Here is a 15,102-nt window from a genome sequence, read left to right as displayed (position 1 = left end):
ATGCAAAAAAAGAAAGCAATTATGATTGGTGCAGGAATCGCGAATATGGCAGCAGCTGTTTATTTGATCCAAGAAGGCAAATGGCGTGGAGATCAAATCACTTTCTACTCCTTAGATGACCATGGATCAAATGATGGCGCTCCTGTTGACACAGTTACTGATGAATATTGGAACAAAAATCACCCCTTAGAAAATCAAAAAGGCTACGTTGCACGTGGTGGACGTATGCTGAATTACCGTACGTATGTCGATTTGATGGATCTACTCAGTCGTATCCCTTCTGCCACAGAACCGGGCATGACAGCCGAAGAAGATACACGAGATTTCGATGCCAAACATCCGACATTTGATAAAGCTCGTTTGTTGGAAGGTGGCAAGGGAATCGTTGATGGCGGTAAATTGGGCTTCAACAATAAAGATCGCGTATTATTAACGAAACTAATCGCCATGCCTGATTCAGAAGAAGAAAAATTAGATAATGTGACGATCGCTGAGTATTTCAAAGATGATCCTCATTTCTTTGAAACAAACTTCTGGTTTATGTGGGAAACGACTTTTGCTTTTCGAACACGTAGTTCTGCACAAGAATTACGTCGCTATATGCACCAAATGATTTATGAGTTTACTCAAATCGAGCATTTAGTTGGGGTCAATCGGACACGCTATAATCAATACGAAAGCATCATGTTGCCACTGATCAATTATTTGAAAGAACAAGGTTGTAAAATCATTTTGAATCGTCGTGTCGTTGACTGGGAATTCAAAGAAACAGCGATGCAAGATGAAATCACTGTGACTGGCTTGAAAATGATCAATACAAAAACACAAGAAGAAGAACATGTCATCGTTGATGGAGATACTGGCGTATTATTTACGAATGGTTCGATCACTGATTCAGCAACACTTGGCGACTACGAAACACCCGCAGAGGAAAATATGGATTACGGTGCTGCTTCTAGTTTGTGGAAAAAAGCCAGTGAAAAATTCTACAATTTAGGTAATCCAGATAAATTTTTCGCAGATCGTGACGCAAGTGAATGGGTCAGCTTTACGTTGACAACAAAAAATCATGTGTTGCTAAACGAGATCACACGTATCACGACACAAGAACCAGGTAATGCGTTGAATTCATTTATTTCAACGACACCGATTACCCCACTTGGTCAAAAAGATGTCAATATGTCGATCGTTGTGCATCATCAACCGCATTTCACTTCACAAAAACCGAATGAAACAGTGATTTGGGGCTACTTCTTATATCCAAGACGACGTGGTGAATTTGTCGACAAAGAGTATATTAAAATGAACGGAAAAGAAATGTTGGAAGAATTGCTTGGTCAGCTTTCAAAAGTTGATCCTGGTCCAGTAAACATTCGCGAAAAAGAAACCGAAATCTACGATAGCGTCATCAATAATATTCCGGTTTACATGCCATATGCTTCTGCCTTATTTAACAATCGTGCGAAAAGTGATCGACCAAAAGTCATTCCTAAACATTCAACAAACCTTGCCTTTACTGGTGAGTTCGTGGAACAGCCTTATCAAATGATCTTTACCGAACAAAGTGCTGTTCGTTCAGGAGAAATTGCGGCATTCCATTTTGCAGGTATTCCAATGTCACGTTTGGTGAAAACACCACGTTATGACAAAGATATCCCTACGTTGATGCGTGCAGCGAAAAAAATGTTTGATTGAGGTTCACTAAAGGAGTCCACTTTTCTGTGCGACTTCAGTCCTAAAACAAAAGTCCTCCACCTATGGAAATAGGCGGAAGACTTTTGTTTTTTCGCTATTTTTGATTTTGTCCGACAGTTCTTTTTTTGTTTTCTCTTTTTGCAAGGAGCCATGCGAAGCCGCCCACAACAATCTCACTTCCCCCGATCAATAAAACACTCAGGGTAAAGTTAGTGAGATATGTTCGCATCAAGCCTTGAAGTGACTCCATTTGCTCATCCGTCTGCAAAATCTGCGCATAGTATAAAGTTGTGGCAAATGCTAGACTGATCAGTCCAGCGCCCATCAGACTACACGCAAATTTTTTGATACGTGAACGGATAGAGCCTGGATTGAAATAAATGAATCCTGCTAAGATCAATAGGCTCACACTCACAATGCCCCAAGCATAGTGAAGTACCTGGTGGCTCAGGTCATTGATTCCTCGAATAAAAAGATGCAGATAACTTGGTTGGACACTTCGTTCAAAGATCCCGCCGATCATATGTAAAGCGAGTTCTTCTCCCGCAATCCCTTCTTCAATATTGATCTCATGTTCTGTTTTATATGTATGGATCGTCTCTTTGATATGTTCTTCCAACTCCGTTGCTTGGATCAAGCTTGGTTGCTTGTCACGATAAGTTTCTTTGACAAAATGCTCGATATTCTTTTTGACTAATTCCTCAGATATACTGTCGGCAAGCACCTCTGGAGTGACTCTTGCTTCTTGGTGATAGCTCTGGACACGACCATTGATCTCTTTCGTTACCTTTTGTATGTAGTTTGCTTGTTTGATTTGTTCATTCATAAATCCTTCATTTGCTAAAGTCGTATAAAAAAGTCCGCCAATCGATAAAAAAAAGAGCCAGACTGTACACACAACTCCTATAATTATTTTGATTAATCGACTATTTCTCATTTCTCTCCTTTCCTAGGTCAGCACAAAAAATTGTTCTTTTACGTTTTATTTCGTTGAAAATCAACTACTATAATTATAACTTTCAGTCAATAAAACTACAACTTCCTTTTTTCGTCAAAAGTTATTTTACTGTTTTAAACTAAAACTAAAAGCGCGTTTCATTGTGAAAAAAAGTAACATTCCCTTAGAATGAGTTTATAAATAACTATCGTTAGTTTTATTAACGAAAACAGGAGAGGAGCACTACGATGAAAGCAGTCACTTGGCAAGGAAAGCAAAAAATGGAAATTAGAAATGTTGATGATCCAAAAATTTTAGCACCAACCGATGCAATCATCCGTATCACTGCAACAGCGATTTGTGGATCTGATCTCCATCTTTATCACCATGGGGAATCCGTTATGGAAAAAGGCTATGTCGTTGGACATGAACCTATGGGGATTGTTGAAGAAGTTGGTTCTGAAGTGAAGAAGTTGAAAAAAGGACAACGTGTCGTTATTCCTTTTAATATTAGTTGTGGTCATTGCCATTTTTGTGCAAACCATATGGAAAGTCAGTGTGATAATTCCAATCAGGAAGAATTATACGGCGGATTATTCGGTTTTGGTAAATTGAACGGAAATCACTGGGGTGGTCAAGCAGAATATCTTCGGGTACCTTTCGCCGACTCTACGTCATTTATCGTTCCAGATAATGATTTACCTGATGAAAAAGTTTTATTTTTATCTGATATTTTACCAACCGCTTATTGGAGCGTTGCAAATGCAGGGGTTAAAAAAGATGATACAGTCGTCGTCTTAGGTTCAGGTCCTGTTGGTTTATTTGCACAAAAATTTGCTGTAATGGCAGGAGCAAAACGTGTCATTGCGGTCGATCCAGTCAAACACCGATTAGACAAAGCAGTCCGCTATAATCAAATCGAAACCTATCTATTAGACGACGTGAACCAAGCCGGAGATGATTTATATGAGTTAGCTCGTGGCGGTGCAGATGTCATCATTGATTGTGTCGGAATGGATGGTTTAGAGCCAACAAAAGAAAAAGCTAAAAATTTAGTTAGCTTACAAAGTGGAACGATCTCACCTATCCAAATGGCTGCTAAAGCGGTCAAAAAATTTGGGACAGTGCAAATCACTGGTGTTTATATGACACCTGCTTCTTCCTATCCACTTCAAGAATTCTTTATGCGCAATATTGACGTCAAACATGGGCAAGCACCAGTTGTCCATTTGATGCCAAAAATTTATGACATGATTGCAGAAGGAATGTTTGATCCAACTCAAATCATCACTCATTCGATGCCGTTAGAAGAAGCGGCTCGAGCATACGAGATTTTTGATAAAAAAGAAGATAAAAATATCAAAGTTGTTTTGAAACCGTAGAAATAAAAACTAGTTAGGTGATTTTATATGCCAAGAATCAAACGAAATACCCATGATGTCGAGATTGGCAAAGAAGAAGATATTGAGATCCGCGGACGGCGTTTTCGCTTGTATTTCCAAAATCGTTACACATTGATTTCTTTAGCGGTTGATTTACTCACAGGGATTTTTTATGTCTTAGGGAGTATTGCTTTGCTCACGAAAATCCCTGATTATTACAGTAATTACTTGTATTTAGCAGGCGCCATCTTCTTGACCACTCGCCCCATCTTACGTATCGTGCGAAATGTCTTTATTTACGATGAAAAGAAACAACGAAGAGAACAAGCGAAAAAAGAGAAGCATGAGATTTGATTCAACATCTCATGCTTCTCTTTATGTTGTTGTAGTGATTTGATACAACCGCGCAGTTGTTCCACTTTCTTCCTTGACCATAGTTAAAAATGACCAATCATATCGTTCATAAAAAGAGGTGTGGTCTGTCATCAAATAAATTTTTTTGAACCCTAATCGATGCATCTCTTCTCTGGTTTGTTCTAATATCCATTTTGCTAATCCCTGATTCCGATGCTCCGGTTCAACATATAAAGCACAAAGATTAGGTGCTAAATCTGGGCGGTCATGGAAGTCATTTTCGATGACACCTGCTCCTCCCACGATTGCACCTTTTGCATCGAGAATGACATACCATTGAGGAATACTTTCCTTCTCGATGATTCCAGTACGTATACTTTCCGCATAAACCTCAGCAGGAATGCCCCACTTTGAGGAAAACCAACTTGCGGTTTCTTCCAGTAATTCTGGGTGTTCATTTAATTTGATCCATTGATACATATTCAATTTTGCAACCTCCAGTCATTCTATACGCAGTGTCAAATTAGACCACGAAGTACTTTTATCTGTTGCTTGGATTTTTGCTTCTTTTTCTAACCTAAGCTAGAATAGAAATCAAAGGAGTGAGCGAGATGATTGCACACAAAAGAGACGAGCTCCATGTTGTTTAGTGGTATAAAATAATGACATGGAGGAAACAATTATGACAAACATTTACGACGATCAACAATTTTTTGACCAATACAAAGAAATGCCTCGTAGCCAAAAAGGCTTACAAGGTGCTGGAGAATGGCCCACGCTTGCAACTATCTTCCCCAATCTCCATGGACAAACAGTCCTTGATCTTGGATGTGGCTATGGTTGGCACTGTCGTTACGCTGCTTCGCAAGGGGCAAAAAAAATCATTGGTGTTGACTTGTCTGAGAAGATGCTAGAAGAAGCTAGCGCTCGAACAAATGATGACACGATCAGTTACATGCAAGACGATATTTCAACGATCCGGTTTGCGAAAGACTCATTTGATTTCGTGTTCAGTTCTTTAGCGATCCATTATGTAGAAAATTGGGAACAACTCGTCCAGCATGTCCATCACTTCCTAAAACCGAATGGGCAATTTCTTTTTTCAGTTGAACATCCTGTTTTTACAGCAGATGGTCGGCAAGATTGGATTTATACAGATGATGGTCAGATCATGTACTTTCCAGTTGATCATTATTTTGACGAAGGGGAGCGTGACACAAACTTCCTAGGATCTTCTGTAAAAAAATATCATCGAACGATTACAACTTATCTTGAGACATTATTGTCTAATGGCTTTCAAATCAACCATGTGCTTGAACCAATACCACCGTCACATATGTTAGATATGCCTGGTATGAAAGACGAATTAAGACGACCGATGATGTTGATTATTTCTGTGACAAAAATGTAGAGGCGAATCATCGATCCAAACATTCTTAGTCCATCTGCACAAATTTTATTAAGCGTCTGGAAATAGGTTGCCCCTATTTCCAGACCTTTTTCATCGACTAGAAAATGATTGATGCCCCTTCAAGCTTTCAATCACTTTCTATCACTTTCTATCACTGAGTTTTTGATTTCTTCTTGTTTCTTTTTAGCGAATTTAGCTAGTACCAATTCATAAGAAATCAAAATCATTTTCTCGATTTCCTCGTCTGACAATTCATCTTTGCCTAACATGATCGAATTCCAATGTTTCTTATTGGCATAGTAACCAGGTATAATGATCTCAGGGTACATCGTTCGTAATTCCTCGTTTTTTTCTGGAAAATGTTTTAACGTGATCAATGCTTTTTCATTTGCTTCTGGACTCATCATCCCAAACTGTTTACCATCCAAATCAAAATAAAGCGTTTCCCAATCTTCACGAAAATATACCTTAGCTCCTGGAAGTGTGTTCCCATATGCTTGGAATCGTTCGATCCTTTTTTGAATATCTGTTGTATTCATACGCTATCCTCCTATTCAAATAAAATGCTTACAAAAACTATACGTTGCTTTCTGAAAAATAGCAATGATAACAGTAGTAACACAAAAAAACGGAAAGCAATCACTTGCTCTCCGTTTTTTATTTCTTACGCGTTCAATGCGTCTTTTTTCATTTCTTGGATCGTTGCTACTTTAACGAATGGTAGATAGATCAGAATTGAAATCAGTAAGTTGACAGCAGATAACACTGCGCCTGAAAGACTGTTTGTTGCTAAAAATCCGCCGATCACTGGTGGTGTTACCCATGGTGGCATTACTGTAGCTGCTGGTACAAGTCCTGTTGATGTCGCAAAGTACGCAACAGTTACTAAAACCATCGGTGTTAAAATAAATGGGATAAACATCACTGGATTCAAGACGATTGGTAGACCAAACATTGTTGGTTCGTTGATGTTGAAAACACCTGGTGCAATCGATAAGTTCGTTACGACCATATAAGGTTTGTTTCTACGTCCTACTAAATAGATCGCAATCAGTAAGCCTAGTGTTGCACCTGTACCACCTAAATTGACAAAGCTGTCAAAGAAAGGTTTGTTGACGATAAATGGTGCACTTTGACCGTTAGCAATCGCTTCGACGTTTGCTTGGATCGCTGGCGCATTGATGGTTTGCATCAATGGATCGACCATGTTTGCTCCATGTAATCCGAAGAACCAAAGGAACGGTGTAATAAATGCAAGCAATAATGCAGATGGATAAGAGTTAGCAAGACCCATAAATGGTTCTTGAACCACCGTGTAGAATGCTCCGACAATATCAGCAACACCGAATGCTGCAAAAATTGCAGCGATTAGTGCGAAAAATGAGATCGTGATCATCGCTGGTAATAATGACGCAAATGCTTTTGCTACTGCCGGTGGCACTCCGTCTGGCATTTTGATGATCAATTTTTCATTTCCACTTAAACGAACAAAAATCTCTGTTGAAATAATTCCGACAATAATTGCAATAAATAATCCGTTTGAACTCATACCTAAAGCGCCGCCTAGTGCGAAGAATGAACCTAATGAAATCACTCCGGCAGATACGCCATCTTTACGGTAACCGTTTGCTAAATGATAAGCTAATAAGAACGCAATCAAAACAGAAAGAATCGCAAACGTTCCGTTCCAAGCAGCCGCACCGAATCCTTTCCATGCTTCACCACCAAAAATCGAATTCATCAATTCTTGGAATCCAGGGATCGGCAAGTTATTGATCATTACAGCTAAAGCGCCTAAGATCATTAATGGCATACTGACCATAAAAGCGTCACGAATGGCCACTAAATGGCGTTGCGCACCGATTTTTGATGCGACTGGTATAAAGTGTTTCTCCATAAATGCTACAAAGCTATCCATATCTTTTCCTCTTTTCTCCTTTAAAAAACTTTTATTTAAGCATCTATACGACGGTATAGATCAATAATTTCTTTTGCTAAATCTGTAAACGCGATCGATGTCATCAAATGATCTTGACTATGAACGGTCAACAAAGTAACTTCCATGTGTTCCCCTTGTGCTTCTTGTGTTAATAACCCTGTTTGCGAATGATGTGCTTGAACCAATGATTCTTCTGCATCTTTGATTTTTGCATCTGCTAATTCAAAGTCACCTTTTTTCGCAGCCGCGATCGCTTCCATTGCATCGCTTTTTGCGTTGCCGCCGAACATGATCAAGCCCATGATCGCTTCTAAATTTTTTTGATCTTCCATTTTCTTCCCTCTTTTTCTTGTTTTTATTTATTAATCAATGATTCTGCTTGTTCCAATACTTTTGCCCCGTTCATCATGCCATAGTCTTGCATGTTGATAACATCTAACGGAATCCCTTTTGGTGCTAGTTTTTCAGCAAATTGACTTTGCATGAAACGTACTTGTGGTCCTAATAATAAAACGTCTACATTTTTTGATTCTAGTTGGCTATCAGCTTCTGATGCTGAAACTGCAAAGATATCCGCTTCTACGCCTTTTTCTTCTGCTGCTTTTTGCATTTTTGTCACTAATAAACTTGTACTCATTCCTGCAGAGCAGACAAGCATGATTGTTCTTTTTTCCATTGTGAACACTTCCTTTTCTTCTTCTTACACTTTTATATAATGCAAGTATCGTGCCAACTTTGAAATCGCTTTATCAAGTTGGTATAAAAGGGTTTTCATGTTAATTTTTATCAAGCACACTCTATTTTTTATATTGCACACTATTTTTAGTGTGCAAAAAGAGAGGATGGAGTATTAAAAACCACCAAGTAAGTATAGCTACTCCTTACTTGGTGGTTTTCAGTGATTGTTTGATAGAATAAATCAACAAGCAGTTACTTCGTTGACTTATTTTTTGATTCAATTGCATCGATTCTTTTCATAAATTTCAATTCTTGTAACACTTCGATAGAAGTAACACGTTTCTTAGCCAACACTTCTAATTTTTGTCGTTTGTAAACCCATGCGCTTTTATTGATTCCTGTCACCTCTTCAACCTCCAAACTTTTTCTTGCTGAACTAATCCAACGTTTCCCTCTTCTTATTCCTTAAACTTTCGCTGATGTTTTCATTTAGCTGAGTCATCGAACTGCACCATACTTCGATATTCCTTGTTCGAAAATCTTCAAATTCATATAACCTCTGTTTTAACTCGTTCTTCAAACAATGGATTCTTTCTTTTTCAATAGATAGCGCTTCTTTTGCTTGGGTGATTTGAATCGCATCCGTTAACTTTTCAGTCTGTTTGGATGGGGAAGCCCCTTCTAACACCTTTATCTTAGACATTTTTTCTTTTAATATAGAAGAAACAGTGGCATTTGCTTGGATCAAATTGATTAATTCAGTTGTTTTCTTTGCGTTCTCACGTATTAGCTCTTGAATCCTATGATTCTTTGCTTCCTGTTCAGCCTTGAGCTTTTCCAAAAAAGAATCAACTTCCGCTTTATTATATCCTCCGACTAAGTTCGTGGTGAAAGTAGGGGAAGTCGAAAGGTTGTCCGAACTATTCACTCCCATCACTAACCGTTTGTTTGACTGCATTTATCCAGTTTTGCCATTTCCCCTCAGACAAATTATTGATGGCACGTTGATATTCTGAAATGATTTGCAAGCGGACATTGTTTGCTTCACTTTCTAACTGGATGATTTCTTTCGTCCTTTTTTCTTTTTCACTTTCTAGCTTCGTCATCTGTTCTTCATAATAAGTGTTCGCTTCACTGACTTTTCCATTTGCTTCAGCTAATAAATGATAGGCTTCGGCTTTGATATTATTCCCTTCGACCTTTGCTTCTTTGAGAATATTTTCTTGTTCAATCCTTGCTTCCTCTACGATACGTCTGGCTTCTAATTCAGCATTTTCTTCAATCTTCAAGGCGGCATCTTGCGCAATAATCAAGGCATTTTCAAAGCTTCTTTTTTTCGCATGTACATCTCTGCCCTCTTTACTTGCTTCATCCAACTTAGCATTTAATTCATTGATTTCAGCTAAATAATCACTTTTTTCTTTTTCAAATACTTTTACTAAATTCTCTTTTTGATTTTCTGCAAGCGTCAATTTTTTCTCTAATTCTGTGGTTGTCTCTTTCATCACGTCATAATCATTTGCTGCGTGTGTCAAAAAATCATCCACATCTTGTTTTTTGTACCCCGCTAGAGAAACCGTGGGGAAAGTGATTTTCCTTAATTGCTCTGCATTAAAGTTCATAGGTTACTCCTTTTCATAGTTGTATGATTTCAAACGGATCGATTAAAAATCGTTGTTCCATACTGGCATCTGTTGATAGCTCAAAATGCAAATGTGGTCCAGTTGAATTCCCCGTCGAACCAACAAAACCAATCACTTCCCCTTTTTGAACGACTTGCCCTGGTTCAACAACATTGACACTTTGATGCGCATATAATGTAAATAATCCGTTCTCATGACGTATCGAAATGACATTTCCCCACGAAGCGTGATATTCGGATTTTATAACTGTTCCTGCTTCACTGGCAAAGATCGGCGCTCCGGCATTGGCTGCTAAATCGATCCCTCGATGGAACTCCGCTCCTCTCATACCGTAGTGACTCGTAATCGTAAAGTGTTCCAACGGGTTGATAAATCCATTTTCTCCAATCATTAGTTGATCGATTTCAATATCAAACTTTTCCAAGTCATAGACATCGATCAATGCATCTAATTTTTGATAATAGGACGTATCAGTGGCATATCTGCCCGTTAGAAACCTTGTAGCCTCTTGATATGAAGAAGTATTCGAACGCCAGACACCAGAATAGAAATCAGCATCTTGAGTTAATCCTTCTCTTAATAATTTGGCGTAATCTAAAAAGCTTTCTTCGTAGGATTCATAAGATTTGAAACGTGCGCTAAGTGTGTATAAGTTTCCTGTTCCATCATCCTCTTGTGTTAAAAATTCCACCGAATTTTCCTCGGTGTAAGCTTTTATTCCAAAGAGATTATAATGAGGAGATGCACTTAATTGACTACTTCCACTACCCGATTCTAAAATGGCTTGAGCAATCATCACAGATGCATATAGATCGTTGCTTAAAGCAACTTTTCTAGCCTCCGGCGCAATTTCTTGAATAAAAGCTTCCGTGGTCGTATTGGCAGAAAACCCTCTAAAAAAGGGACTACTCTGTTCGGTTCGGGCAATCGGTCCTTTGGTTATCGTTATGCTTTCTACGGTTTCAGTTGGCACCGTCTCAGCAGGGGCCGCTCCCAAAGATGTTTCAGGTGGAGACGTCCATACTTCTCCCTCTGATTCCGTTTGAACTGGGATTGACTCAACACCATTCGTGCCTGAATCCTCATTACCCTTTATTTCTGATCCTATCGGTGGAGGCGTTGTTGGCATCTCAGGTGTGATTGCTGGAGGTCGTGATATTGGTGGTTTAGGCGTTTCTGGCACAGATGGTTGAGGGAAAGTTGGTTCTGGTTCCGGATTGTCCGGCAAATCAGGAATAGGTGAAGGAGTAGTCACTTCATTATCTTCTTCTGTAGATACTTCCTCCTCCTCTTTCGCTTCAAGTCGCTCACTATCTGAGTTTGTGGTACTTTCTGATAAGACCATCTCATCGATTGGCGAAATGGGTGTATCTTCCATTTCTATCGTATTCGTAATGATTTGATCAGCTGATACAATACTATGACTAAAACTACTTGCCACCGTACCAATGACTATAAACGCCCCAGCGATCTTTCGTTTATACACATTACTTTTTTTGATACTTGTACTTCTTATAGTTATTTTCTTACCATTTTTATATAATATTTTTTCTTTTTCCATAAAAAGTTACTCCTTTGACTATCCCATTGATTTTCAGCGATCCTATTTTATCTCCTACATACAAGTAGCTAACAGCTTAATATCCTTACACTAAACTTAAATGGATCTAGAGTGTCAGAGAGTTTCATATATGACACTACTCTTCTACGATTTATTAGGTACGTTCTAAGAATTTTTTGTACAAATTTTCACAGAAATCAAAATAATAAACCAATTCTTAAAATTTTCTTAACTTGAAAATAGGTTGACTCATTCATAAGCAAATAACTTTATCACTACATCAAAAAAAATTACACTTAAGATAATAAAATATTATTTTTAAATAACAAAACAAAAATAATTAATGTTATCTAAAAGTAAATATATATTAGATTAACCTTATTATTATAATGTTTATATTTAAAATAGTTAGATATAATTTTATTTATCAATACAAAACATAACTTATTTTAAAAATAAAATAACTTATATATTTTTATTTTCCAAGATAAAAGAAAGGGTGAATCCGATGATCAACCATGTAAAAACTCCTCTTGCTTTGGGGGAATTATTGAATGATATTAGAAAAGAAAAAAAAATTTCAACAAAAACGATTTTTGCTACAGGAATCACAAGACCTACTTATTATCGCTTTGTTCGCGGAGAAGGTGAAATCAGTCTAAACAATTTTTTAAAAATCATTGACATTCTTGGGATCGAATTAACTGAATTTGAAGAAGTAATCCCTTTGATCAAACAAGGTTCTAAAATTTTAGAAAACCAGTTGGCTGAAGCCCTTGCTAAATTTGACTATCTTGAAATCGCAAAAATAAAAACTCAAGCGTTGGACCAATTTGTTAAAACAGATGGTTTAGGTTATCAATATGTATATTGGCGCGCTGGTCTAATCCACAGCAAGTTCATTGGCGATTATCAAGAATACGAAACATTGATCCAACAAGTAAAAACTTATTTAAATAGTATTGATCTATGGACAAACATCGAGCTAAAACTTTTTTCTTCAATTACGGAAACGCTTAATTTTGAAGAATATGATTATTTTTTTAAACGATTTTTATACCGCAGAACGAATCATGAAGAAGTCTTAGACCCATTAGTCTTGGATCTATTGTATTTTGGGTATTACGAAACAGCCCTAGATTCTTGCCGTAAAAGCAATGTCACCGTTGCAACGACATTTATTTTGAAACGAACACCTCACCGTTTTAATTATCGCTTTCGGATTTGGCGATTATTTTTATATGCTGCAAAACTAACGCTTCATGGTGAATTGGAAAGAGGGCAAAAAAAATATAGTCGATTACAAAAAATCATCGCCTATGTCTTCCGAGACGAACAAAAAGGGGTTTTCGAAATCAAGACACTCAATACCTTATGGGAAAAAGTAGAGATCATTGCACAAATGTCCGAGTAATGACAATCACCTATTCCATCAGGTTACGCTTTTTATAGCCATTGGTCTGATTTTTATTATCTACTTAGAAGCTACATTTGCTAAAAGTTTTTTAGTAAATCCAATATTTCATTTACTTTATTCTTTTATGGATGTTCATCTAGTACAATCAACCAGCAAACGTAAATTAATCTTATTACCATCATAAACTCACCTTATCCTAATGATAAAAGTGTCATTTATGAAACTTTTGCTTTGGAGATCACTTTCATCCTCTACTCTTGACCTATGTATGTAAGCAGGCATACATGTTCAATCACTCAGCAAATCTAACGTACACATACATTTGAACATGCATTGCTTGATAGTTGAGGAGGGAGAAAATGAAGAAGAAATCCATAATAAAAACATTATCAAAATTAGTATTTGCTACAACACTTTTATCAATCGGTCTATCTTCTATTGACCATTCGTTGCGATTACCTCATGTACCAATCGCCTTAGCTGAAACAGTTGATAACGCAATTGCCAATGAAACATCTAGGCGAAGCTTAACGATCTGGAAGTACGCGATCACTGACTTTAGTGAGTTGGAACCTCGAGGAGACGGAACCCTCACCAATCCAGATAGAGAGTTGATTCCTGGAATCAACTTCAAAGTGGAACGGGTGAAAAAATTATCGAGTGGTAGCTCTTTAACTGATCCAAAACAACAACAATTGGGCACAGATTACGAAATCGACACCACTTTCAACGCCCAGACAATTACAACTGACACAAGTGGAAAAGCAACGCTTGACTTAGGCATTGGTCGAGCCAATGATGGCATCTATTTAATTACTGAATTACCAGATGAACGTACAGGCGAAAATTTAGCTGCAACCGATGGAAAAAAAATCGAAACAGCTGTTTATCCTTTTTTTGTGCATATTCCCCAAACCAGTCGTACCGATTTATCTTCATTGATCTATGATGTACAAGTTGAACCAAAGAATATTTTAGAAGATTTATTGCATCCTGACAAAACAATCAATGGTGAAAAAGGCGATTCTGTTCAAGCCGGACAATCCTTTCGCTGGGAATTGACTACTAACATCCCAGCAGGTCTCTGGCAAGTCGCCAGTCAAACAGGAACGATCGATATTTTAGATGCCGCTGGACAGACGGTGGATACTGTCGAGATGATCGCTGGTCAGCCCATTGTATATCGAGATACTAGTGGGTTATTACAGCCAAATTTTTCAATGGTAGACGAACTGAATAGTGACTTAACTTATGTTCCAGATAGCGCAAAAATGCAAGTTAGACAAGCTGGTGGTGAATGGACAGACTTGGCGCTTACCGATTATACGGTCTCGTTTGATGCTGAGACAAATAGACTGACAACCACTTTGACAGAAGCTGGTCTGATCAAAGCCGGATCAGTCGCAAATGGCTATACTGATATCCGTACGGTGCTTACCACGCATGTTCCAGAATATTGGAACAATATTGTTGAAAATACCTTTACTGTCAACCATCAACTTCCGGGCCAACGACCAAAAAGTACAACACCACCAGAAACAACGAATCCAAAATATTATACTGGTGGCTTTGATATCGAAAAAATTTCAGAAAATAGCGGGACTGGTCTAGCAGGTGCCGAATTCAAAATTGCCACCTCTGAGAGTAATGCGAACAATAAAACTTTTATTGCTAGTAATGGAAATAGCTATGCAGAGGATGCCAATTTACCATCAGGGATAACTTTCTTAACTTCTACTTCTGATGCAAATGGTCACGCGACTTTTGATGGGTTAGCCTTAGACTGGACGGATGCCAATGGTAATAATTACGTGGAAAATAACGAGGTTACACGCGACTACTGGGTTGTCGAGACTACTGCTCCTCAGGGCTACGAATTATTGAAGGCTCCCCAAAGAGTAACTGTCGATTTGACGACCGCAGATGATGCAATGATTGAGCTGACAGTCACTAATAAACCGCAAACAAGCTTGCCATTTACTGGCGGTATAGGCAGAAATCTGATCATCACAATTGCACTTGTAGCCATCGTTATTGGCACAACAGTGGTCATTATCCACAAAAAGCGAAAACAGACGTAAGTCC

At 38.1% G+C, this 15,102-nt stretch carries 16 protein-coding genes; 6 read left to right on the top strand and 10 right to left on the bottom strand.

Going from position 1 to position 15,102, the window contains the following annotated elements; genetic code table 11:
* Entirely contained in the window at positions 1–1,695 is a 1,695-nt protein-coding gene (locus EM4838_RS00370; protein WP_071866206.1) for an oleate hydratase, read from the top strand.
* 94 nt (positions 1,696–1,789) lie between these two features.
* Here EM4838_RS00370 and EM4838_RS00365 read toward each other — a convergent pair whose 3' ends face one another.
* A complete protein-coding gene (locus EM4838_RS00365; protein WP_071866205.1) occupies positions 1,790–2,632 on the bottom strand; it encodes a hypothetical protein in 843 nt (280 codons plus the stop codon).
* A 248-nt stretch (positions 2,633–2,880) separates the two neighbouring features.
* Here EM4838_RS00365 and EM4838_RS00360 point away from each other — a divergent pair, with 248 nt between their 5' ends.
* Positions 2,881–4,014, top strand: a complete 1,134-nt coding sequence (locus tag EM4838_RS00360; RefSeq protein WP_019723244.1) for an alcohol dehydrogenase catalytic domain-containing protein — start codon at positions 2,881–2,883, stop codon at positions 4,012–4,014.
* Positions 4,015–4,041: 27 nt separating this feature from the next.
* Positions 4,042–4,368: a YrhK family protein gene (locus EM4838_RS00355; protein ID WP_010736481.1), complete on the top strand. Its 327-nt coding sequence runs from the start codon at positions 4,042–4,044 to the stop codon at positions 4,366–4,368.
* Between the two features lie 21 nt (positions 4,369–4,389).
* On the opposite strand, the gene EM4838_RS00350 is transcribed toward EM4838_RS00355, so the two are convergent.
* Positions 4,390–4,848 carry a GNAT family N-acetyltransferase gene (locus tag EM4838_RS00350; protein ID WP_179948055.1) on the bottom strand — a complete coding sequence of 153 codons (459 nt, stop codon included), beginning with the start codon at positions 4,846–4,848 and terminating at the stop codon, positions 4,390–4,392.
* Positions 4,849–5,050: 202 nt separating this feature from the next.
* On the opposite strand from EM4838_RS00350, the gene EM4838_RS00345 reads away from it, so the two are divergent.
* Positions 5,051–5,779 carry a class I SAM-dependent methyltransferase gene (locus EM4838_RS00345; RefSeq protein WP_071866203.1) on the top strand — a complete coding sequence of 243 codons (729 nt, stop codon included), beginning with the start codon at positions 5,051–5,053 and terminating at the stop codon, positions 5,777–5,779.
* A gap of 131 nt (positions 5,780–5,910) precedes the next feature.
* Here EM4838_RS00345 and EM4838_RS00340 read toward each other — a convergent pair whose 3' ends face one another.
* From EM4838_RS00340 to EM4838_RS00310, 8 genes are all read right to left on the bottom strand, one after another.
* A complete protein-coding gene (locus EM4838_RS00340; protein ID WP_071866202.1) occupies positions 5,911–6,318 on the bottom strand; it encodes an MmcQ/YjbR family DNA-binding protein in 408 nt (135 codons plus the stop codon).
* A 125-nt stretch (positions 6,319–6,443) separates the two neighbouring features.
* Complete coding sequence (locus tag EM4838_RS00335; RefSeq protein WP_019723248.1) at positions 6,444–7,697, bottom strand: PTS sugar transporter subunit IIC; 1,254 nt, start codon at positions 7,695–7,697, stop codon at positions 6,444–6,446.
* Between the two features lie 35 nt (positions 7,698–7,732).
* Positions 7,733–8,050, bottom strand: coding sequence for a PTS lactose/cellobiose transporter subunit IIA (locus EM4838_RS00330; protein ID WP_010736486.1), 318 nt, complete (start codon positions 8,048–8,050; stop codon positions 7,733–7,735).
* Between the two features lie 23 nt (positions 8,051–8,073).
* A complete protein-coding gene (locus EM4838_RS00325; RefSeq protein WP_010736487.1) occupies positions 8,074–8,394 on the bottom strand; it encodes a PTS sugar transporter subunit IIB in 321 nt (106 codons plus the stop codon).
* Positions 8,395–8,648: 254 nt separating this feature from the next.
* On the bottom strand, positions 8,649–8,801 hold the full coding sequence (locus tag EM4838_RS16415; RefSeq protein ID WP_157811363.1) for a hypothetical protein: 153 nt from the start codon (positions 8,799–8,801) through the stop codon (positions 8,649–8,651).
* Between the two features lie 31 nt (positions 8,802–8,832).
* Entirely contained in the window at positions 8,833–9,237 is a 405-nt protein-coding gene (locus EM4838_RS00320; protein WP_108173439.1) for a hypothetical protein, read from the bottom strand.
* 79 nt (positions 9,238–9,316) lie between these two features.
* The gene (locus EM4838_RS00315; RefSeq protein WP_071866200.1) at positions 9,317–10,018 is read right to left on the bottom strand and encodes a DivIVA domain-containing protein; all 702 of its coding nucleotides are present in this window, start codon (positions 10,016–10,018) and stop codon (positions 9,317–9,319) included.
* Between the two features lie 13 nt (positions 10,019–10,031).
* Positions 10,032–11,600, bottom strand: coding sequence for a peptidoglycan DD-metalloendopeptidase family protein (locus EM4838_RS00310; RefSeq protein WP_081367404.1), 1,569 nt, complete (start codon positions 11,598–11,600; stop codon positions 10,032–10,034).
* A 508-nt stretch (positions 11,601–12,108) separates the two neighbouring features.
* Between EM4838_RS00310 and EM4838_RS00305 the strand changes: the two genes are divergently transcribed.
* Both EM4838_RS00305 and EM4838_RS00300 read left to right on the top strand, forming a co-directional pair.
* Positions 12,109–13,014 carry a helix-turn-helix domain-containing protein gene (locus tag EM4838_RS00305; RefSeq protein ID WP_071866199.1) on the top strand — a complete coding sequence of 302 codons (906 nt, stop codon included), beginning with the start codon at positions 12,109–12,111 and terminating at the stop codon, positions 13,012–13,014.
* Between the two features lie 362 nt (positions 13,015–13,376).
* A complete protein-coding gene (locus EM4838_RS00300) occupies positions 13,377–15,098 on the top strand; it encodes a SpaH/EbpB family LPXTG-anchored major pilin (RefSeq protein WP_071866198.1) in 1,722 nt (573 codons plus the stop codon).
* Positions 15,099–15,102: the final 4 nt, after the last annotated feature.

It is taken from the genome of Enterococcus mundtii, from assembly GCF_002813755.1.
Classification (GTDB): domain Bacteria; phylum Bacillota; class Bacilli; order Lactobacillales; family Enterococcaceae; genus Enterococcus_B; species Enterococcus_B mundtii.
Note: the sequence above shows the minus strand (reverse complement) of the source record. Positions and strands in the feature narration are given on the sequence as shown.

What these genes read in the sequence shown, in the direction of transcription:
- EM4838_RS00370 (WP_071866206.1), top strand. Translation starts at nt 1, where the DNA reads ATGCAAAAAAAGAAAGCAATTATGATTGGTGCAGGAATCGCGAATATG.
- EM4838_RS00365 (WP_071866205.1), bottom strand. Translation starts at nt 2,632, where the DNA reads ATGAGAAATAGTCGATTAATCAAAATAATTATAGGAGTTGTGTGTACA.
- EM4838_RS00360 (WP_019723244.1), top strand. Translation starts at nt 2,881, where the DNA reads ATGAAAGCAGTCACTTGGCAAGGAAAGCAAAAAATGGAAATTAGAAAT.
- EM4838_RS00355 (WP_010736481.1), top strand. Translation starts at nt 4,042, where the DNA reads ATGCCAAGAATCAAACGAAATACCCATGATGTCGAGATTGGCAAAGAA.
- EM4838_RS00350 (WP_179948055.1), bottom strand. Translation starts at nt 4,848, where the DNA reads ATGTATCAATGGATCAAATTAAATGAACACCCAGAATTACTGGAAGAA.
- EM4838_RS00345 (WP_071866203.1), top strand. Translation starts at nt 5,051, where the DNA reads ATGACAAACATTTACGACGATCAACAATTTTTTGACCAATACAAAGAA.
- EM4838_RS00340 (WP_071866202.1), bottom strand. Translation starts at nt 6,318, where the DNA reads ATGAATACAACAGATATTCAAAAAAGGATCGAACGATTCCAAGCATAT.
- EM4838_RS00335 (WP_019723248.1), bottom strand. Translation starts at nt 7,697, where the DNA reads ATGGATAGCTTTGTAGCATTTATGGAGAAACACTTTATACCAGTCGCA.
- EM4838_RS00330 (WP_010736486.1), bottom strand. Translation starts at nt 8,050, where the DNA reads ATGGAAGATCAAAAAAATTTAGAAGCGATCATGGGCTTGATCATGTTC.
- EM4838_RS00325 (WP_010736487.1), bottom strand. Translation starts at nt 8,394, where the DNA reads ATGGAAAAAAGAACAATCATGCTTGTCTGCTCTGCAGGAATGAGTACA.
- EM4838_RS00315 (WP_071866200.1), bottom strand. Translation starts at nt 10,018, where the DNA reads ATGAACTTTAATGCAGAGCAATTAAGGAAAATCACTTTCCCCACGGTT.
- EM4838_RS00310 (WP_081367404.1), bottom strand. Translation starts at nt 11,600, where the DNA reads ATGGAAAAAGAAAAAATATTATATAAAAATGGTAAGAAAATAACTATA.
- EM4838_RS00305 (WP_071866199.1), top strand. Translation starts at nt 12,109, where the DNA reads ATGATCAACCATGTAAAAACTCCTCTTGCTTTGGGGGAATTATTGAAT.
- EM4838_RS00300 (WP_071866198.1), top strand. Translation starts at nt 13,377, where the DNA reads ATGAAGAAGAAATCCATAATAAAAACATTATCAAAATTAGTATTTGCT.